The sequence below is a fragment of the Enterobacter sp. 50588862 genome (genome assembly GCF_001462935.1).
Taxonomy (GTDB): Bacteria; Pseudomonadota; Gammaproteobacteria; order Enterobacterales; family Enterobacteriaceae; genus Enterobacter; species Enterobacter bugandensis.
On record NZ_LNHM01000025.1, the window covers coordinates 87,044 to 105,303 of the forward strand.

The 18,260-nt window shown below is 55.7% G+C and carries 17 protein-coding genes; 2 read left to right on the forward strand and 15 right to left on the reverse strand.

Translation table 11 applies throughout. The features are described 5' to 3' along the window. Positions 1-86: 86 nt before the first annotated feature. The gene (locus APT89_RS12060; RefSeq protein ID WP_060572442.1) at positions 87-773 is read left to right on the forward strand and encodes a BRO-N domain-containing protein; all 687 of its coding nucleotides are present in this window, start codon (positions 87-89) and stop codon (positions 771-773) included. Positions 774-997: 224 nt separating this feature from the next. On the opposite strand, the gene APT89_RS12070 is transcribed toward APT89_RS12060, so the two are convergent. The 15 genes from APT89_RS12070 to APT89_RS12140 are packed head-to-tail and all read right to left on the reverse strand — an operon-like array spanning position 998 to position 17,092. Continuing rightward, positions 998-3,763 (reverse strand): hypothetical protein, encoded by a 2,766-nt coding sequence (locus tag APT89_RS12070; protein ID WP_060572448.1) that lies wholly within the window; start codon positions 3,761-3,763, stop codon positions 998-1,000. Next, positions 3,763-5,328, reverse strand: coding sequence for a hypothetical protein (locus APT89_RS12075; RefSeq protein ID WP_060572450.1), 1,566 nt, complete (start codon positions 5,326-5,328; stop codon positions 3,763-3,765). The genes APT89_RS12070 and APT89_RS12075 overlap by 1 nt, the downstream gene beginning before the upstream one ends. Beyond that, positions 5,328-7,856: a hypothetical protein gene (locus APT89_RS12080; RefSeq protein ID WP_060572452.1), complete on the reverse strand. Its 2,529-nt coding sequence runs from the start codon at positions 7,854-7,856 to the stop codon at positions 5,328-5,330. The genes APT89_RS12075 and APT89_RS12080 overlap by 1 nt, the downstream gene beginning before the upstream one ends. 9 nt (positions 7,857-7,865) lie before the next feature. Continuing rightward, the gene (locus APT89_RS12085) at positions 7,866-8,405 is read right to left on the reverse strand and encodes a virion core protein, T7 gp14 family (RefSeq protein WP_060572454.1); all 540 of its coding nucleotides are present in this window, start codon (positions 8,403-8,405) and stop codon (positions 7,866-7,868) included. Further along, entirely contained in the window at positions 8,405-8,869 is a 465-nt protein-coding gene (locus APT89_RS12090) for a hypothetical protein (protein ID WP_060572456.1), read from the reverse strand. Before APT89_RS12090 ends, APT89_RS12085 begins: the two co-directional genes overlap by 1 nt. Next, on the reverse strand, positions 8,869-11,340 hold the full coding sequence (locus tag APT89_RS12095) for a hypothetical protein (RefSeq protein ID WP_060572458.1): 2,472 nt from the start codon (positions 11,338-11,340) through the stop codon (positions 8,869-8,871). Before APT89_RS12095 ends, APT89_RS12090 begins: the two co-directional genes overlap by 1 nt. After that, the gene (locus APT89_RS12100; protein ID WP_060572460.1) at positions 11,340-11,945 is read right to left on the reverse strand and encodes a hypothetical protein; all 606 of its coding nucleotides are present in this window, start codon (positions 11,943-11,945) and stop codon (positions 11,340-11,342) included. The genes APT89_RS12095 and APT89_RS12100 overlap by 1 nt, the downstream gene beginning before the upstream one ends. Then, on the reverse strand, positions 11,945-12,268 hold the full coding sequence (gene gp10, locus APT89_RS12105; protein WP_060572462.1) for a capsid staple protein: 324 nt from the start codon (positions 12,266-12,268) through the stop codon (positions 11,945-11,947). Before gp10 ends, APT89_RS12100 begins: the two co-directional genes overlap by 1 nt. A 51-nt stretch (positions 12,269-12,319) precedes the next feature. Continuing rightward, positions 12,320-12,700 (reverse strand): hypothetical protein, encoded by a 381-nt coding sequence (locus tag APT89_RS12110; protein ID WP_060572464.1) that lies wholly within the window; start codon positions 12,698-12,700, stop codon positions 12,320-12,322. Between the two features lie 10 nt (positions 12,701-12,710). Next, on the reverse strand, positions 12,711-13,151 hold the full coding sequence (locus APT89_RS12115) for a Bbp16 family capsid cement protein (protein ID WP_060572466.1): 441 nt from the start codon (positions 13,149-13,151) through the stop codon (positions 12,711-12,713). Positions 13,152-13,202: 51 nt separating this feature from the next. Beyond that, positions 13,203-14,189, reverse strand: coding sequence for a major capsid protein (locus APT89_RS12120; protein WP_060572468.1), 987 nt, complete (start codon positions 14,187-14,189; stop codon positions 13,203-13,205). Positions 14,190-14,203: 14 nt separating this feature from the next. Further along, a complete protein-coding gene (locus APT89_RS12125; protein ID WP_060572470.1) occupies positions 14,204-14,905 on the reverse strand; it encodes a peptidase in 702 nt (233 codons plus the stop codon). Positions 14,906-14,907: 2 nt separating this feature from the next. Further along, complete coding sequence (locus APT89_RS12130) at positions 14,908-15,204, reverse strand: Bbp19 family protein (RefSeq protein WP_060572473.1); 297 nt, start codon at positions 15,202-15,204, stop codon at positions 14,908-14,910. Further along, on the reverse strand, positions 15,201-16,871 hold the full coding sequence (locus APT89_RS12135; RefSeq protein WP_060572475.1) for a portal protein: 1,671 nt from the start codon (positions 16,869-16,871) through the stop codon (positions 15,201-15,203). The genes APT89_RS12130 and APT89_RS12135 overlap by 4 nt, the downstream gene beginning before the upstream one ends. Positions 16,872-16,885: 14 nt before the next feature. After that, complete coding sequence (locus APT89_RS12140; protein ID WP_048982097.1) at positions 16,886-17,092, reverse strand: hypothetical protein; 207 nt, start codon at positions 17,090-17,092, stop codon at positions 16,886-16,888. A gap of 773 nt (positions 17,093-17,865) precedes the next feature. Between APT89_RS12140 and APT89_RS12145 the strand changes: the two genes are divergently transcribed. Then, a complete protein-coding gene (locus tag APT89_RS12145; RefSeq protein WP_060572478.1) occupies positions 17,866-18,255 on the forward strand; it encodes a hypothetical protein in 390 nt (129 codons plus the stop codon). The last annotated feature ends 5 nt before the right edge of the window (positions 18,256-18,260 follow it).

Below are 18,260 nucleotides of genomic sequence, written 5' to 3' on the forward strand. Positions count from 1 at the left end.
GACCGGCAAGACCAACCCTGTACGTCTCACCACCAAACTGATTGGTCTCAGAGGTGGTGATTAACCTAATCAAAAAGGTGATCACTATGTCAGCACAAACTGCACCAACCGTCTTTTCTTTCGAATCCACCGTCAACATCCGCATGGTCATGATTGACCAGCGCCCCTATTTCGTTGCCCAGGATGTTTGTAGCGCCCTTGGAATCCAGAGTGTAGATGTCGCTTTACGTAAAGTAGACAGCGATGAAAAGGGTACGTATTCAATACGGACCCGTGGAGGTTTCCAGTCGTTAAGCGTTGTGAACGAATCAGGTCTCTATTGGCTAATGCTAAGGTGCCGAAAGGCTGGAGTTGAAGGAACATCCGCCTACCGTTTCCGCAAATGGGTCACTGGTGAAGTGCTTCCGCAGATCCGCCAGACCGGCCGTTACGTTCGAGAAGAGTTATCGCCAGCAGATAAAGCTCAGAAGGTTGTCGCCAGCTTTATGCCAGCGATACTGGAAGCGATGAAGTCGGGAGAGAAGCAGGAATACAACGTCCCGCTGAAGCCAGGCTACCGCGAGCATATCCATTCACCTGAAGGCGTTCTCGGCCTGGCTGAGCATTCCCTGCTGATGAACCTGCTAAACCGCATGCAGGATGACGGGCACGATGTTTCCGGCGCGGCGGCGGAGTTCACTACCATGGTGAGTTATATCGTCGGCGTCAGCAAATGCCTGAACGACATCCGCACCCACGCGCAGTACATCACTAAAAACACAGCAGAGTTCTGATATGAAAAAGGCCGCTTCGGCGGCCTTTGTGACATGTCACGACTTACTATTCCATATGAAATATAGCCCGATAAGGGAGAAGACGAAAACAATCCCAGTTGAGATATTCAGAAAAAGGTTGCCATATAAAAGGTTATCGAATGAGTTCTCAACGAAATAGAATCCTGACCCCAATAGCGTAATCAGACCTGTAATTATACCGATGATACGCATGATATTTTTCATCAATTACCCACCGCTTTCCCTAAATCTGGCGCTCTGCGTGGCGTTGTCTCGCCAGGCTCCCACCAGCTTGTTGTATTGAATTCCCGCTGAGCGCGGTCCCTCACCCTGTCGTTGTATCCCGGGTTCGCCATCTCCTGAAGCTGCTGCAGGATCAGGTGATTGGTTATGGCCTTAGCATACCAGAGGTTGGCGAATGGGGTGATCATGCGGGCTGTCTTCAGTGCGTCGGCACCGAATGAGGTTTCCTCCCCTTGCAGCGCCTTCTGCGGGTTAGTGATTAGCAGTTTTGTTAACTGTTCAGCAAAACTCAGCACCGGACCGCCGATGGTGGCTGCGATACTGGAGCCATATTGAGTATGGTCCTGGAACAGGAAATCGCCGTAGATGCCAAAGGAGCCACCTTTCAGCAGCGCCTGGATCCAAGTTGTAACTTTTGTCATGTCGAGCGGGTCATTCCCTGTCAGCAGGCTGTTCATCTGGTTAGCGAACATTCCGGCAAGTGTCGTGCCAGCGATGTAAGACGCCAGAAACTTAAGAGCAGGCACCGTATCAAGATCATTGGCCCTGTTTACGAGCTGGCGGAAACCTGCAAACGGCGTTGTTTTGAAGAGCATGAAGCTCTTGATCAGCTGCCCGGCATCATCGCGTGCGTAGGTGTCCAGGCCGGTAGCGGTGGTTACGGCGCTGGTCATCTCGCCGTGCGTGACACCCAGCAGTTTCTGAGCGGCCTCGGCGCGGGCATTGCGCACCATGCGCGTGATGGTCTGCTCTGCTTCAGCGTCGAACGCCTCTTTCATTTTCTTCAGGCGCTCTGGTGGAATATCGCCAAGCGCGGCCAGCGCTGCATCACTACCTGCACGCACCTGCGCGATACGGTCCGCCATGATGCCGGTGATCACTTCATCAGGAACGGCATAAATCGCATCAGGCGTCATTCCCATATGCCCGGCGGTGGTCATTGGCTGGAGGTCTGCAGCAGCCATGATAGCCCAGTCCTCATTACTCCAGCCCTTGCTCGCCAGAATGGTCTTATCCGATCCCTTAACGTCGTCCAGAGTCTTAAACTTGCGGGTCAGTTCGCCAATGTTTTTGTACATAAGCAGTCCGAACGCCGCTTTGTTGGCGCGGTCCATAGCGATCAGCCCGGACCACTTCAGGGTCTTCTCTGCAAACCAGCCGGTTATGCCGCGAGACAGGTCGAATCCACCCATCTTCGATACGACAGCAGCGTGCGAATCCACCAGCAGGCCGAGCTCGGCATTGGCCTTTTTGGCATCACCGCTGAACAGGTTGCGAATGGTGTTTGCAGACAGGCGCATGCCGTCTCGGGTAAAGCCAAGAGCCTGGGCATTGGCGCGCATGATCGCCTGATCGCTGGTTGCCGTCAGTACGCTGGTGCCGAGCATGGCGCTGGTCATCAGGTTGCGCAGGCCGCCAACCGCCGACGTGAACACGCTCGATGTGGCCGCACCGTTAAGCCCCGCCATTGAATTAAACATGCGCTCAACCATCTTGCGCTCATCGTTCATCTTGCCGACTTCCTTCCCGCCGGTTACCGCACGCTGATATACGCGGTCCAGCACCAGGGAAAAGTTACGGGCAGCATCCGGGCCGAACGCTTTAACCACGCCCAGATCACGGGAAGATGACTGCAGGTGAGACATCATTACGCCCGCCACCGGCTGCTGGGTATAGCGCTCCATGTAGGCAAAGTGCGACTGAGCATCCTTGAAAGCCATTACCCTGCTCTGCGATCCACGGTTCTTTATCCCGCCGGTGCCCATGAATGCGCCAGGGTCAATTTTGTTGGCCCCGTCGGTGGCCTTCGTTTCAAAGATCGCCTCCAGCGCCTGGCGGTACTCGATATCATTCATCGGGCTGCCGTCCGGATTAACGTAGTTGCTGCGATCCTGCGTGTTGTAAACGTCATCCACCCATGCCTGGCGGGCGAATTCAATAGGAGGCTGGCGGCCAGAAAGACGCGCTTTAGCCTGCTCTGCCACCGGCAACGACGCCAGCCATTCATCACGCCCGGCGTTGCGAATAAAATCGGCATCATCCACATACGGCAGGTGCCAGTCATCGCGCAGGCCGATATCAAACCCGTTATCGTTCATCTCCTGTCGGGCGCGACTGGTAACGTCATTCCATACCTGGGCGATTTTCTTCGCCTGTGGATTCCCGGTGTCCTCGCCGTAAAGCTCTTTCAGGATCTGGAACTGTGCCGACTTAGCCGCCTGCTGGTCGAACAGGCTACGGAAACGCTGCTCTCCAAGAGCCTTACTCTGCTCGAAGAATTTGCGGACATCATCGCCAGCCTTGAGCAATTCAGCACTGAGTTGGCGTGACCAGTCCTGGTATGCACCGGTTGCCAGTTCTTCAGCAGAGGTCACGTTGATATCTGGATCTTTACCGAATACCTTCGTGCGCCGCCCGGCAAAGATAAACTGCTGCAAATTGGCAGGTGTTTGCTGCTCTGGTGGGATATTGGCGTCGAGGGCATCTGTCACCCTTCTGATGGCGATCGCGTTCTGAGCGACGCGCTGGCGCTTCTTATAGACGTCATGCACAACGCGCTGACGAACAAGATCTGCGGCCTCCATGTACGTCTGCGCATCCGGGATGCCAGTCTTGCCTTCCCTGGCATTTTTTTTATGCACCTGGCGCACGGCTTCTTTGATGCGGTCCTCAATACCTTTCAGCTCGTCAGCCTTTGGCTGGCGGCCAAGTGTCTGCGCAATGGCTTCAACACATGCCTGTTTCATTATGGGTTCCTCAGGAAGCACGCGGCGGCGACGGAATACACTTTTGATTCGTTCTGCACGGTCTGGATTTGCTCATCAAATTCAGCCAGAACATCGGAGAGTTTCGCCGGCTGCCCGGTGTCTGGGTGCGTAATTGTCAGATCCGGATTGGTGGTCGCCATATCGCGCGCCGCCATCAGGTCGTAACTGTTGGATGAAATCGCCTGGCCGGTGTCTGGGTCGACACTTACCTGCCCGCCAGTTTCGGCTGCTGCAGTGAATGCACTTTCTGCCCGCGGCGCCGGAGCTTCGCCAGCCAGATCTGACGGCGTTTCATACCTGACACCATTCTCTTCGAAAACCCGCTGCATTGCATGGTACTGCTCGTTTGCGGATTCCAGCATGCCGGGCCGCGCAGGACCATCCAGCCCGCGCGCCATCATCCCGACGTTAACGGGCTGGCCGTCATTCAGCTGGCGGTATGCTTCATCCATGGCAGCCACATGGCTGTTTATGCTCTCGTTGCTGGCGTGCAGCACTGGAGCAGATTCCAGATCGTAATACAGCCCTTCATTCAGCGTGTGAGCGGCGTCGATGTCGCTTGGCTTAATGGCGGGAATATCTGGCGCTGCGGTGGTATCTGTCACTGGTGCCTGAGCATCAGATCGCACTGGCGCGCCAGGGGCATCTGTTACTGGCGAAGCGTCTGCGACAGGTGCTGCCTCTGTGGTTGCATCAGGAACGCTCTGAACCTCTGCTGCCGGGATCGGCGTTTCAGCATCTGGCGGCGGAGGTACGTCAGCATTTCGCGCAGCCAGGTGATGCGCACCACCAAATGCACCGCCAAGCACGGCATCCACCAGCATGGCCTGACCGTCAAATACCCGGTACTGCTTCGCCATCTCGGTGTAGCCTTTCTCCTCCAGCGTTTCGCCAACCGAGTAACGGTTAAGGCCGCCGAACCCGGTGTTGATTGCGACACCAGAGGCGATGCGCGTTGCCAGTGTGGTGCCGACGGCAGCAGGCAGGGCCATCCCAGCCGCGTTGAAGAGGCTCTGCTGCGTTGCCAGGTTGCGCGCCGTTGATTCGTCTACACCCTTCCCTTTGAAATCCTGATAGGACTGCTCATACGTAGAGCTGAATGCTGTCGCTGCGCCGACGGTAGGACCGCCGACAATGGTCGCACCGATGGCTGGAACGAACTGCCCGAGGCCGTAAAGCACTTCAGCGGCAGTGCCCTGGCTGCCAGCGTCAGGCTTCACATATCCGCGAGCATCCTGCAGCTGTTTGCCGATCGTGTCGTAGGTGTCGTTCAGGGCTTTGTCGGCATCCGGGAACATCACCCGGAAGATATTGACCGTCGGCGCAATGTCTGCGGTGAATGCCGGATCGCTGATCAGGCGCTTGCTGAATCCAACTGCAGACTGCGCCAGGCCGAGTGTGCCTTCCGCCACGCCGCGCACCGGCGCAGCTATTGAGCCCTGGAAGAATGTCGGCTCGTAGTCTTCAGGTCGCGCAGGGTTGGATGCTGTTTTATCGTCGGTCCAAGCCTGGCCTTCCGGCGCCAGAGAAAATACATCAGACATTATTCAACCCTCACGACGATAGCTTCATTGGTTTTCGGATCCGTCGCCCAGCGCCCGCTACCGCTTACCAGCCTATACTGGTTGTTGCCGATATTTACCGGGGTAAAGTTTGACGCGGCGTTGACGTTCAGCCCGGCATCCTTCAGCGCCTGCTGCGCAGATGCGGTGTAGCGGTCCTTGAAAGTGGATTTGTCCATGCCAAATGGCATTACCACGTCTCCACCATTAAAGCCCTTGTATACGCCGCCTGTGGCGTACTGCGCTGCCTTTTCCACTACGTCGGAGTTGGCTGCATCAGTGCGCGTCATTGAGGCATCGCCGGACTGATAAGCGATCCCGGCGTAAGCTGCTTTGAAAAGGTTGTAACTGAGCTGGCGCGCCTGTGCGTTATTGGCGAAGGCATTACCCACTTGATCGTCGAAAGCACGCTTAAGCTTATCTTCGCTCGGCAACTGGACCGGAGTTATCCCGGCGTCTTTCATCGCTTTAGTCGGGTTCAGCAACTGGTCACCAGCCAGGATCACCTTCGAAACATCGTACTTGTTCATGGTCGGCTTGTAGCCGATGAACTGACTGTAGGCGATAGACGGCTTGGTATTGTCGTACTGGTTATCCGGTGTGCCCAGCAGCAGCGCGGAATAGGCTGTAGCTGCGTTGTTCGGCGCGATGGCAGATGCAACCTGGCGCATAGCCGGTGCCGACAGAGTTTCACCCATGCTCTGCAACAGGCTGATGGTCTGGTTAACGTCTTTGGTGCCACGTACCTGCTCGGACAGGGCCGCAGCCTCCTCACTGGACAGGATAGGCGCATTGATGCCCAGCGCGCGCAGGCTCTCCTGTGAAGAGAAACGGTTAGCCACCTCGGCTGTAATATCGTTAGGGTTGTTGCTGGCGATCGGCTTATAGGCGCCAATCTCAACCGCAGCATTGAACGGGTTGTTCTGGCGCTGGCTGATTACTTTCGTGGCCGCCGCCGACACCTGATCGAATAATTCAGCGCGGGATGCATACCCCTCGCCAGTTTCCTCGGTTCCTGGCTTCAGCTGATTGACGTAGGCAGTGATGCTGCTCGTCGGCATGTTGCGGAATGAGCCAATGTACTGCCCGGCGATCTGCGTGTTTTTGAACTCCGTATACCGCAGGTTGCCTTCGCGCACGCCATAGGCAGCGAGGAAGTCGGTCTGTGTTGGCGCATTTGGGAAATCCACGCCGCGCATGTAAGCCGCCGTTGCGTCGCGGACCTGGCTGTCGATACTGGTGCGATATTCCGCCTGCTGCTGCTTACGGATTTGGTCAGCCTGGCGAAGGAAGGTTGCCTGCGCCTCCGGGGATGCGGCGTCAAATGCTGCGTTCCCGGTGTAGCGCTTGGTGCTGGTCGGAAGCTGAGACAGGCCAATAGCTGCACTGACACCGGTGGTGAGCTGCTGGTCGCTGTATGGCTGGCTACCGTTCTCATGCTGGATGATTGCAGCACACAGGGCCTTCAGCGTGTCAGGGTTTGATGCGTCAAGCTGCTGGTCTGCTGTCACGCCGAGCTGAGCACAAACGGCTTTGATGTACGCGTCTGTATTGTTATTGTCAGACGGCGGCGCCCAGCGGTTGATAATGTCACTGACGGTATCAATGCCCTGGCGCTGGTATGATAGCAGGTTTCGTCCCAGCGCGCGGATGCCATGCTCTGGTGTCTCGAATTTGGCAAATCGACCGTCATCGCCTGTCTGCCCAATCCACGGGTTAGTTTTGCTGTACTCGAGGTTTCCGGGATTGTTGTTCCGGATGCCGCGCGCACCGTCACCGCTACCGCCTTCCGATACCGCGCGGCGGGAGCCTGTTGCCGTGTCGCTCAATTCGCCATTGCTGTGAATGAAGTCGATAGCATTGTTGGCTGACCACTGAGAAAGTGAAGCATCGGCAACCTTCTCCTTGAACTCAATTTTTTTCGCCTGAATCTGCTCGGCGCTCCAGCCATGCGCAGCGCCGTAGTCGTCGATTTGCTGGAAAGTCTGCTGGTTGTACAGCACATAGTTAGCATTATCGCCGTATGCGGCTGCAGCCAGTTTCCCGTTGTTCGCCAGCGTCGCCTGAAACTGCCCTTCTTCGTAGGCATTCAACTGGCTAATCTCGTGGCGACCGGCCTGCGTCGTGAACTGGGTTCGCATTTGCTGTGCCTGCTGCATGAAGCCTGCGCGCGCCCCCTCAGGCAGAGTCATGGCGATCTGCTCAGCCTGTGAATCAAACTGCTGGGTGTACTCCTGCCCCTTGCCGAGTGCATTTTTACCCTGCAAGTTGAGCAGTCCGGTATCAGGGTTCGTCAACAGATCGCTGGAAATCTGGCTGAGTTGCAGGGATGCATCCTGTGCCTGGGCAACATCAGCACGCTGCTTAGCCTGAGCGAATGCTCCTGCGTATTGCTCTGCGACCTGACCAAGAACATCAGCGGTTTGAGGCGTATCGAACGCCTGAAGCCCAGGTGACTGGAATCCCCTGCTTTCTACCTGACGGCCGTTTACAGTTGGTACTGTTGGCATGATATCTCCTTATCGGCCGGTTGGCGTGCCGACAGCAGCGCTGATAGGAGCTGCTTTCTGGGTGAATGGCGACCATGTGCCGCCGCCCATCTGATACGCGCCATATGCTTTCAACGGGGTTGTCAGCAGCGTCTGGGTTAGTGCTGCACTGTTCGCGCTGCGAGTTGCATTAGCCTGAGACTGATAATTACTACCCTGCACCTGATAGCCATAAGCCTCACGCTGAGCGTTGTTGACAGTGGTCAGAGCATCCAGGGTGCCGAATTGTGCCGTATCTCCGAAGATATCCAGAGCGTTGCCCGTGGAAAGCTCTGCGCCTGTCGCACCCATTGTTGCGGCCTGGGTCCCAGCAGCCTGACGGTTACGGCGGCGAATCTCATCAGCCTGAGCATTACCTCGGTTGATTGAATCCTGCGCCTGAGCTTCAGCAATATCTGCGTTCTTCTCAGCTACAGCAGAAGTATATTTTGCCTGCTGGTTCTGGCTGTACGCGCTGGCAGCAGCAGAGGCTACCGTGACTGCGACCAGTGCAATAGCTGGGCTACACATTATTTTCTCTCCATGTGGAAACGGTGGAACGGGAGATTGTGGATGCCATATGGCTTCGGCTTTTCAATGGTGAACCCAAGCCAGTGCAGCCATACGCGCGCGACGTGGTTGCGGGCATCAACGTAATTTTCAAGATACGGGTAAACTGTCAGCATTGCATTGACCACTTTCCCGCAGCGGCGCAGGAAGGTGCGCTGGTATTTCTCCAGCGCATCAGTGCCTACCAGCCAGGGAATGCCGCTACCGCCGATCATGGATGCCGGGGCCACGCCGAAGATGGTTACCACCTCCCCGTTTACCAGCCCGGCGCAGCAGAATGTTGAAGTGCGCAGCCCGGTTTCAAGCACGCGTCGCGGGCTCCAGCCGTTTGTCGCCAGGAACTCTTCAACGTCTGCCTGCCTGACATGTGGCAACATGGCTTCGATGTGATCTGCAGTGGCCGGTACGATCTGAGCGTTAACCATTAATTCCCCCCTACAGTCAGGCGAGGAATAACAGCCAGTACCGATAGCGGTAACGGGTCTGTCTGGCGAACCTTCACGCGACTGTTGTTATCCCAGACGCTGTCGAGTTTCACCTCAACTTTACCTGTTGCGTCATCAACTGGATCGTCGTAGAACTCGAATTCACGTTGCGGGTATTCGTACCATTCTCCACCAGGAGTTGACGCCTCAATGCCGCGGCTGGCGTTTACGATTAGCGTGACCTTTGGAATGACCTGCTTTTTATCCAGCAGTGTTTCCTGCCCGTTGATGTTGATGTCCAGTGTTTCAAATTCAGCAGTGATCGGCAGCCCGATATGCACCACTGCGCCCGGTGATTCCAGCGTGACAGTACCACCAGAGACGGTTTTCTGCGGCTCCACGCTGGCATCTGAGAGGATGTTTACTGTCTGGCCTTCGAGGTGCGACAGGCCGCCGAAAGTCTGACGGGCCATCTGCCAGTTAGTCGTGGCCGCGCTGCGCAGTACTGCAGGAACGTTACGGTTAAAGCGCACAACCACCGCCGTGCTGCTGGTTACCGAAACAATATCGCCGCGTAACTCTTTCGCCACCACCGATCCAGTGTCAGGATCAGTTTCTGAGTACGGGAACTGGATCTGCGCACCTACGTCAGTGCTTACGAAATATGCCCCGCCGCTAATCGTTACCGGGTAGTCGACCTGGTAGCTCCAGTCGCCAGTGCCGCCGCTGATGGTCATCGTCCTGGATGATGTGTTACGTCCGTCATAGCTCAGGCCACAATCGACAAAGAAAGCATCTTCGTCACTGGTAAACAAGCGGCTTGAAAGGCGCTCAATGTAACGCTTCGTCTGGCCGTTGATAGTGCGGTTAACCACGAAATAAACAGCATCCTCGCTGCCTTCGCTGATGGAGCACGTACTTTCATACTTCCCGGTGCTGGACTGTGGCGCCCAGGCGAAAACCTGCTGATCACGCAGATAGGTCAATACCAGCAGTTTGCCGTCGTCGCGGATACAGAACGCGCTGCTGTAAGGCACGATGCAGAATGACCAGTCGACAATGCTGCGCTTCTGGAACAGGTGGTTTGCCAGTATGGTAAGGTCGGTACCCTGGTACCCGTCTACGTCGAAGGAGTAGGCCAGATCGCGCACCACGCTGCCCTTCTCCTGGATGAAAAGCGCGATGTTGGCAACGGAGATAGGCGGCACATTACTGGACCCGTTATTGCCCTGAGAGCTGAATGAGAACGCCGACGGCGTGAGCACCTTATTCTGGTCTCCGGATATCGTATATTCCCCGCCAGACGTCAGCGCGACCAGGCTGCCAACATCAATAAGATGGCGGATCTCATTTACCTGACGCCCGGCGTAGGTGTAGATGATGCGATCGTCATCCTGAATAGGGTTGTTCTTGCCGAAGTCTTTATAGTCGCCGGTTCTACTGGCCCAGATAGTTTGCGGGTACGCTGTGGACGCAGCGAAATACAGGCGCTGCTGATAATAGACGACAGTGCTCGGGTAGCCGTTGACGCTGTTCCATGCGTATTTTGCCCATTTGTAGCTGCCATTGGCAGATCCGACAACCTGAGATGGGATGTAGCTGATCACCGTAGCGGTGGCGGTAGTGCCGGACGCAGCCGTGATACGAACAATACCGAAACCGCTGTGCAAGTATTCCCACTGGATGCCTGTATCGCTATCCCCGGTACCACCCCAGCCATCCCAGGACATGCCTTCAGTATGCGAAGGGCGAAGAGTGCCGGTCTTCCCTGCGGTGTTGGCCCGGTAGTAGTTGCTGTCAGCGCGGCGCACATCGTTGATGGCCGTGGTCTTGCTGGTCTCCCAGACAGGAACGGAATCAACCGCAGGCTGCTCAAGATAAAAGAGCTTACCTACCTGCTCAGAGCCAAAGATGGCAGAGCTTGCCGTCAGCGTAATTGTGCCGGTGCTGGCGCTGGCGTAAACCTTCACTGACTCGTCAACGTTGATATCTTCGAACGGGCCGTTTTTGGTGGTGACGTCGACGATCTGCCAGTTGTCGTGCGCGTAGCGGCGCAGCTCCTTCGGCGGGTATGCTGGATGCACCAGCGTAAGAACATCGGCGCTCTGCGTGAATTTAATGCGAAACAGATCGGACTCTGTATACGGCATCGCCAGCTCGTAGATTACATTGCTGCTGTTCAAGACATACGCGCCGTCTTTGATAACCCTCATGTAACCGTCGCCGAACTCCAGCGCATAGGTCTGAACGGTCGAGAACTGGAACGGGATAAGGCGGCATTTTTTGTTCGAATATTTTGCTTCGCCGACGAAGCGCGTTCCCGGGCGATTCTCAACCCCACCATACTGGCGGACTATGAAGTTATCGCACTTGCGCAGCGCCACCTGATACTTCGACATATCGATGCGCCCGTACAGTGACGGGCCAATCTCACCACCGGCAAAGCTCGGCTGTATCCAGCTGATAGCCATTATGACAACCTCGCTGCTGTAAACTCATCGACTGGTGGCTGCGGCTCCTGAGATTCGTTCTGGCTGTGAGAGCCAGCACTAAGGATGACTTTTTGGTACATGTTCAGGGCGTTGTTACCGAGATCTGCGCTGCCGGTTAGCGGCATGTTAATGGCGGCGGCCAGACGCCAGGACAGAGCTTCCATAAAGATGGGATCGAACATGTTCACGTCGGTGACGCGCGCGATGTACTTCAGCCACGCCTGAGGCTGGTCGGTGTAGATCAGCTTCCCAGTGCCGTCACCGTTGGAGCCGACCTCATAGTTGATGCGCATGACAGCCGTCGGGTTACGAACACCGGGCACCATAATTTCGGTGATGCGCACGCAATCAGTCGGGTACTGGTATGCGTATTGCCAGTCAGGCGGCGGATTATTGGTATCTGCCAGAGCCAGGCGCTTGGTGGCGAAGTTCCAGTCAAAGTCGGCCAGCGCAGCATCGCGGCATGAATCGAAATGCAGGGAGCACTGCCCGGCCTCTTTGCTGGCCTCTGTCAGGCTGTTAATGCTTCGGCTGTTGCCGATATTGCTCAGCGCGCGGTTGCAGATCTCGATAACGGAGGCCATTAATCATCCTCCCCGCCATAGAGAGTCTGGGCGGCAGTTTTTGGCTTTTCACCTGATACCGGGCTGAGTGCCATATCGGTGATCTGCAAGCTGGCATCGTGCCGGACACCTTCTCCATCTTCGCGAGTCGACATGCTTTTGATTATGGCTTTGGCGGAGATCATCACTTCAGTACCGACAGGCTGTGGAGTTGCACCGAGTTTCTTCAGTGTTTCATTGTCAAGATTGATGCATAGACCCCACGGATAATCATCGCGTGTTTTTGTTTCACCAGATTCATCCTGGTAGCTGTCGGTGCCGGTTTTGAGGTTTACCAGTTCCATAACGGACTCCTGCAATAAAGGGGCCGAAGCCCCTTGTTTGATTAGCGAGGCTCAGACGCCCAGTTTCTGCCGCTCTTCAGCAATACGCTCTTTGATCGTTTCAACATTCATGTTGCCAGGCTTCTTGTTGAAAAGTTCTTCGTACTGCTGACGTAACGAGGCTTCATCTTCACTGAAGGTATTGGCATCATTGATGTCATTCTCTTCCCCTGCCTCATCCTTAATCTGAGGTTCAGGCTGAGGTTCAGGCTGAGAATCAACAGGCAAGATGCCGCGCTTCTGTTCTGCCTTTTTCTTTGCCGCCTTCGCTGCTGCGTTGATCGGCTCCAGCGCCGAACCTGGCTCACCGTCATATTCAATCTCAGAGCCTTCCGGCCAGAGGTTATTGTGAATATGGGATAAGCGCAGGACGCGGTATTTTGCTTTTTCCATCGCAGTCACCTTAGCCTGTCACTTTGGAGCGGATTGGGTAGTATGGAGTGTTGTTGTCAACATCCAGGTTAATACCCGAGGTAAACGCACCAGCGGTCAGCGGGCCGGTACCGACCACGTAGTTGACGCGCAGATAGCGCTGAACACCTGCCGGAACCTTGGCAGAGAACAGGCGTTTACCAGCGGTCAACGCCGCCAGTGCCAGCGTGCCGCTGTCGTACAGCGTGGTCCAGGTGGAGTTATCCGGGCTGGTCTGCAACTGAACGTTCAGGGTAGCGGCACCAGCTGCTGTTGCAGTGGTGTTCACGTTTGCCCAGAACTCCAGAGGCTCGCCAACGCCGATATCGCGGCGGGTGCCGTCGATAGGAGCAAGGTCGATAACGTCAGTTGAAGCAGCAGAAGCCGTAACCGCCTGCGCTTCGGAGAACATCAACAGTTTGTCGAGGATCATTTTCTTTCTCCATTCATGGGCCGGTTAAGGCCCATCAGTTAATGACAGGCGTTAAACAACGCGCGCTTCTGTTTCCAGAATCGCATCGGTTTCACGGATTGGGATGCCACGGAACGCAGTCCACCATTCGCCTTCAGTCTCTTTTACGGTCAGAGCCAGAGAGGCTTTGTCCAGAGACTGAAGATCGAGAGCCTGGGCGACGGTGCGGTTCATGTAGAACACCGGCTTACCCATGCCTCGGTTTGGAATGCGATGCAGCGCTTTAACCATCAGGCTTACGATGTTTGCTGCTGATCCTGGCACTGACAGATCGCTCACATCGATGTTGGCGATGCGCACAACATAGCGCCAGTCACGCAGGGAAAGCCCGTTATCCCACTTGTAGTGGGTGCGGTAGCCTTCATAGCGCCCGCCATTGGCATCAAACAGCGTTTCCTGGCCTTTATCTTCCATCTGCAGGCCTGCCTTCTGGCCTTTAGGGAAGATGCCATGAACGGTATTTTCGCCCCAAACAACCAGCCAGATGGAGGTGTTATCGGTGCCTGTACCACCAGCGTCGATAATGTTCTGGCCGTTGCCAGCCGACTTGCTGGAGTAACGGGATGATAGCCCCATGAACTGCTGCGGGTTCACGCTGGTATCGCCGTAGAACAGCGTCTGAGCCATCTGCTGGTTCATGCCTTCGATGAACGCACGATCTTCAGACAGGCGGAATTCAGCAGTGTTGCCATTGAGATCAGCCAGAGACTTATCGACTTCGGCATAGGTTTCAAGCATGCCGACTGAGTCGGTAACCTGGACGGTGGTTGATTTGCTTGGCTGCACACCATAGTTCAGCAAACGCCATGTAGCCTGCGGCAAACCAGAACGAATGGTGGTGCGGTGACCGGTTGGCAGGTTGCCTTCAACGAAAGGCATATCCTGAAGGATCGGGTTGGTTTGACCGAGAAGCTCGATAATCTTATCGACTTTCCCGTTTGGGTCGATGCGCTTACCCCAGTCAGCCAGCGTCAGCGCAGTTAAGCCTTTAACAGCCATGGTTATATCCTCTCTTATTTGCCATAGAGCACTTCGGCCGCACTACGCTGGCCTTGATTACTGCCATCGACCATGCCGTCTTCAGACATGGCTTTACCGATTTTCACGAACGTCTTAACCAGTTCAGGGTGGTTACCAAGCCCGGTTGTGTTCAGGTATTCTTTCAGAACAGGGCCACCGAACATGTCCAGTGCACGCTGAGCAGCGCTGAGATTTGCGGTCAGCTTGTCGCCGCCGATCTCTTTGTCAGCCTTCACGTCGGCTGCCCACTGTTCTGTCTGCGCCTGCCAGGCTTCTGCCTGACGCTGCTGCACACCGGCCAAAATTTTCGGGTACGCGTCCACCAGCTTCTGAGCCTGCTCATTGGTCAGGTTCAGCTCGCGGGCAACCGGTTCGAAGTCCTTCAGAGCTTCGGTATCAAGCTCAACGCCTTCGCCAGCGGTAAATTCATATTTCTCCGGCGCGCCTTCTGGCTTCTGCTCTTTGTCGTCAGGCTTATCGGCTGGCTTATCACCATCAGCAGGTTTGCCTTCCTGAGACTTGTCATCTTCAGTGCCAGGCTGTTGCTTATCGCCTTCTGGTTTCGCTGGTTCGCCTGCAGGTGCAGGAGCATCAGCAGCAGGTGCGGATGGCTCAGAAGGTGCCGGTGCAGCGCCACCATCAGCAGGTTGCTCATTGCAAAGACGGCGATGCAGCAAACGTTCAAATAAATTCATGGTTACTCCTGTTCACTGGCCTCTGCGGCCATCTTCAGATACTGATCCGGGCAGTGCGCCATGACGCGCTGAAACAGAACCAGCGCCAGGTTGCGCTGCCCTTCGTTGAATGCTGTGATGTGCGGGTCTACGTTGAAGCAGGCACCGAACACCTGACCTTTCTCCAGCAGTGACCAGACGACACGGCGGCCCTGCTCGCTATCCATGACGAACTTGATGTCATCCTTCTCGCGCTGTTCCAGATCGTGCTTCTTCCGCTCGTTCTGGATGCGCAGCTCTTCTTCGTCGAAGTCCGTCATTGCTGCTGCGCCCCCACTGCGTTAGTGATTGCGGTCAGTGCGCTTGGGTCAGTGGTCTGCGTCTCGCTGAGCGTCTTGGCACCCTGTGCAGCTGCCTGACCCATAGCCATTGCCTGTGCGGCCTGCTGCTGTTTGGCGCGCTCATCGCGAATGCCCTGCACCTGTTCCTGAGGAACGATGACGGTCGGCGATACGCCGGACATTTCGGAGAACGCGTCGATAGCCTGATCCACGTCGAGCTTGTCGAGCGCTTCAGGTTTGAACTGCGCGAGCTGGCCGATAAAGCCAACGGTCTGCGACAGGCTGGTGAGGCCGATAGATTTCTGCGCCTGCGCCATCACGGAGATGTACTCGATGCGCAGCGGCATACCCTGCATAACTTCCGGAGGCGGCGGCAGCATGTTCTTGCGCGCCATGATGGAAAAAACTCGGTCGATAAGCGGGTTGAGCGCTTCGTCGTTCAGGCGCTCCAGCACCGGGCCGAGCATCAGCAGCTTCTCTTCCTTCATCTCGATCACCGCTTCCACCGGCATAGAGCGGGTGTTGATGTTCTGAAGCATCATGAAGAGGTCGACGAAGTAGGCGCTGTTGATGGTCTGGCGGGTGTCCTGAATGTCAGCCAACAGGTCTGCGGTGTTCGGGTTGACCAGGTAAGCAGGCTTGAAACCGTCCTGGCCGCTCAGCACGTCGAGATAGGTAACATCACCGGGTAGCAGCGAAACGCGCTGATTCTTCAGCGACGTCGGCGCAACCATCGGCGGGTTAGTGGCTTTGTCGATCAGCTGAGCTTTACGCTTCTGCTCAACCTGCAGCGCTTTAACCTGCCCGAGAGCCAGCATGCCGGGGCAGGAAGACGCGTATACGTCCTCGCCGTTAACTTCCCAGCGTGGCGCCAGGATCGGGAATTCATCGAATCCGGACTCACGCAGCAGCTTGTCGGAGTCGCCGCCGGTCTCGAAATAGACAGAGCGGAACGGCTTGTTCTTGCTGTCCATCTTGCCGCTGTCGCGGTTGATGTTTGGCGTGATGCAGTGGTTAACCTCAATCCATGACTCATACGTGCCGTTATCCCACATGCCCTTAACGGACGTGCTCACGTTTTCCAGGCCGAATTCCTGCACCAGCTGGCGCACAGTCATGGAGAACTGGCGGAAGGAGGTATCGACACTACCGCGCGGGCTGTTCGCCAGGTAGTAGCTGCCAATCGGGAAAGGCATCGTGCGGATCACATCCTGGTCATCTTCGAGCACAGCCATTGCGGCGGTGCCGAATGTACCCAGGCTGGCGTACATGACAGGCAGGGACTGATACAGATTCGACTTGTTGAACACTTCGTTCATGCGGCGCTGCACGACTTCCAGCCAGATTTTCACCGGTCCGTAATCCATCATGTCAGGGTCAGGCGTAGCCAGCTTGAACCACGGACGGGCCGGGCTGGTGATGCCGGACATCATGCCGCTGGACAGGATGCGCTGAGCCATTGATCCGGTCGGGTCAACAATCTTGGTGTTGCGGCGATCGTCACGGTTAACGTCAGACGTCAGGAAGCGGGAACCGCGCGGATTGATAAAGTCGCTCAGGTCGCGCCAGTGCGGCTCGAACGATGTGCGCTCATTCTTCAGCTGCGCGAGCTGCTTCAGCAGCCGCTCTTTTTCGGTTTCCGCCATCTCTGCGCGCTCCGTTACTGACCGAGCAGCGTTTTACCGCTGGTGTTGGCTGCGGAGGTGTCGCCCTGGGCGCCAGTCAGCATTGTCGATTTGGTGCCTGCTGCTGCGCGGCGGCGGCGCTCTTCGTCATCGCGGGCACTGACCACAGCGGCGTCCTGCTCCTGAGGTGCGGCCTGGACTTCTGGTGCCGCTGGCACTGATGGCTTGCTGCCGATACACATAGCGATAACCTCACACACGATTAAATTATTACCAATTTAACCATATACGGATTATTTTACGTAGTGTATTGACATAATGCCGTGCAATTATTACCCTTCAGGTAACACAACATGAAAGCGCACTTTGATGTCGGTTCTGTGAGGTCTTGTCGCTAAATCAAACTGGTGAGTGCGCTTCCAGGTGTGAGCAGTACGGTATATGGCACATGTGCCGCAGCGGTCCGGAGGGGTTCCTTGGTTTCCTTACCCCCGAGCGGGTAGCCGGAATGTGCAAGTCAATGCTCTCGGTATGCACGACATGACGACTCACCATCGTGGCGATACGGTGTGACACCTCGGAAGAGACGAGGATACAACGATGAGAGCATTGCAGGTTTACATGGTGGACATGATTGCCACGGAGTACGAAGCAAAGTGCAGTGCTCTCAATGTTGTGGTGAAGCTCAATGGCGAGCTAGGGAATAGGTTCACGGTGAAAAGCTAGCTAAGTATCCGTGCGTCGCGCGTAACCCAATCGGCAGCGCACCGATGGAAGCATGTTCGATTCATGCCACCACAACCCAATCACGCCTTAGGACCGTGATACGGCAGTACAGGCAATGCGTGTAGCTTTGGCGGTGGCAGTTGCGCCCATGATGGACTGACCACCGCCCTTTTTACAGCAGAGCGCCATTCCGATGACGTTGCGCTGTAAACCCTGCATCACCCGCCAAGGAAGGCACTCCGTTGATTATTCGCCCGGTTCGTCCGGGCATTTTTTTAAGGTGATAACCATGAAGACCGTAGAGCTTTTAGCAAAGTATCTTAATCAGTGGCCGAATGACACCACTGGTATTTTTATGCATCCAGCGACATCACAATTATTTGGCTATAGAGAAAACCATGAATCCCCGGATGAGCTGATCATTAGCAGCCTCGTTGGTCACTCTCTTACAGACGATGCAGGAAACGTGATTTCTGAACATGAATGGCGTGAAGAAAAATTCTCTAAAGCCATTAGCACTGTTCATCAATCAGACGAACAATTACGAAAAGAGAACCTATACCACACCAAATTGCAGTGCCTGGCTGAGGTGCTTGGTAAACAGTCATTCATTGACAAAAATTCAGCCAACAATGCAGCAGAAGCGATCAACGCCGCATTCGATAAAATTACTTTCTGAGGTAA

What these genes read in the sequence shown, in the direction of transcription:
- APT89_RS12060 (WP_060572442.1), top strand. Translation starts at nt 87, where the DNA reads ATGTCAGCACAAACTGCACCAACCGTCTTTTCTTTCGAATCCACCGTC.
- APT89_RS12070 (WP_060572448.1), bottom strand. Translation starts at nt 3,763, where the DNA reads ATGAAACAGGCATGTGTTGAAGCCATTGCGCAGACACTTGGCCGCCAG.
- APT89_RS12075 (WP_060572450.1), bottom strand. Translation starts at nt 5,328, where the DNA reads ATGTCTGATGTATTTTCTCTGGCGCCGGAAGGCCAGGCTTGGACCGAC.
- APT89_RS12080 (WP_060572452.1), bottom strand. Translation starts at nt 7,856, where the DNA reads ATGCCAACAGTACCAACTGTAAACGGCCGTCAGGTAGAAAGCAGGGGA.
- APT89_RS12085 (WP_060572454.1), bottom strand. Translation starts at nt 8,405, where the DNA reads ATGTGTAGCCCAGCTATTGCACTGGTCGCAGTCACGGTAGCCTCTGCT.
- APT89_RS12090 (WP_060572456.1), bottom strand. Translation starts at nt 8,869, where the DNA reads ATGGTTAACGCTCAGATCGTACCGGCCACTGCAGATCACATCGAAGCC.
- APT89_RS12095 (WP_060572458.1), bottom strand. Translation starts at nt 11,340, where the DNA reads ATGGCTATCAGCTGGATACAGCCGAGCTTTGCCGGTGGTGAGATTGGC.
- APT89_RS12100 (WP_060572460.1), bottom strand. Translation starts at nt 11,945, where the DNA reads ATGGCCTCCGTTATCGAGATCTGCAACCGCGCGCTGAGCAATATCGGC.
- gp10 (WP_060572462.1), bottom strand. Translation starts at nt 12,268, where the DNA reads ATGGAACTGGTAAACCTCAAAACCGGCACCGACAGCTACCAGGATGAA.
- APT89_RS12110 (WP_060572464.1), bottom strand. Translation starts at nt 12,700, where the DNA reads ATGGAAAAAGCAAAATACCGCGTCCTGCGCTTATCCCATATTCACAAT.
- APT89_RS12115 (WP_060572466.1), bottom strand. Translation starts at nt 13,151, where the DNA reads ATGATCCTCGACAAACTGTTGATGTTCTCCGAAGCGCAGGCGGTTACG.
- APT89_RS12120 (WP_060572468.1), bottom strand. Translation starts at nt 14,189, where the DNA reads ATGGCTGTTAAAGGCTTAACTGCGCTGACGCTGGCTGACTGGGGTAAG.
- APT89_RS12125 (WP_060572470.1), bottom strand. Translation starts at nt 14,905, where the DNA reads ATGAATTTATTTGAACGTTTGCTGCATCGCCGTCTTTGCAATGAGCAA.
- APT89_RS12130 (WP_060572473.1), bottom strand. Translation starts at nt 15,204, where the DNA reads ATGACGGACTTCGACGAAGAAGAGCTGCGCATCCAGAACGAGCGGAAG.
- APT89_RS12135 (WP_060572475.1), bottom strand. Translation starts at nt 16,871, where the DNA reads ATGGCGGAAACCGAAAAAGAGCGGCTGCTGAAGCAGCTCGCGCAGCTG.
- APT89_RS12140 (WP_048982097.1), bottom strand. Translation starts at nt 17,092, where the DNA reads ATGTGTATCGGCAGCAAGCCATCAGTGCCAGCGGCACCAGAAGTCCAG.
- APT89_RS12145 (WP_060572478.1), top strand. Translation starts at nt 17,866, where the DNA reads ATGAAGACCGTAGAGCTTTTAGCAAAGTATCTTAATCAGTGGCCGAAT.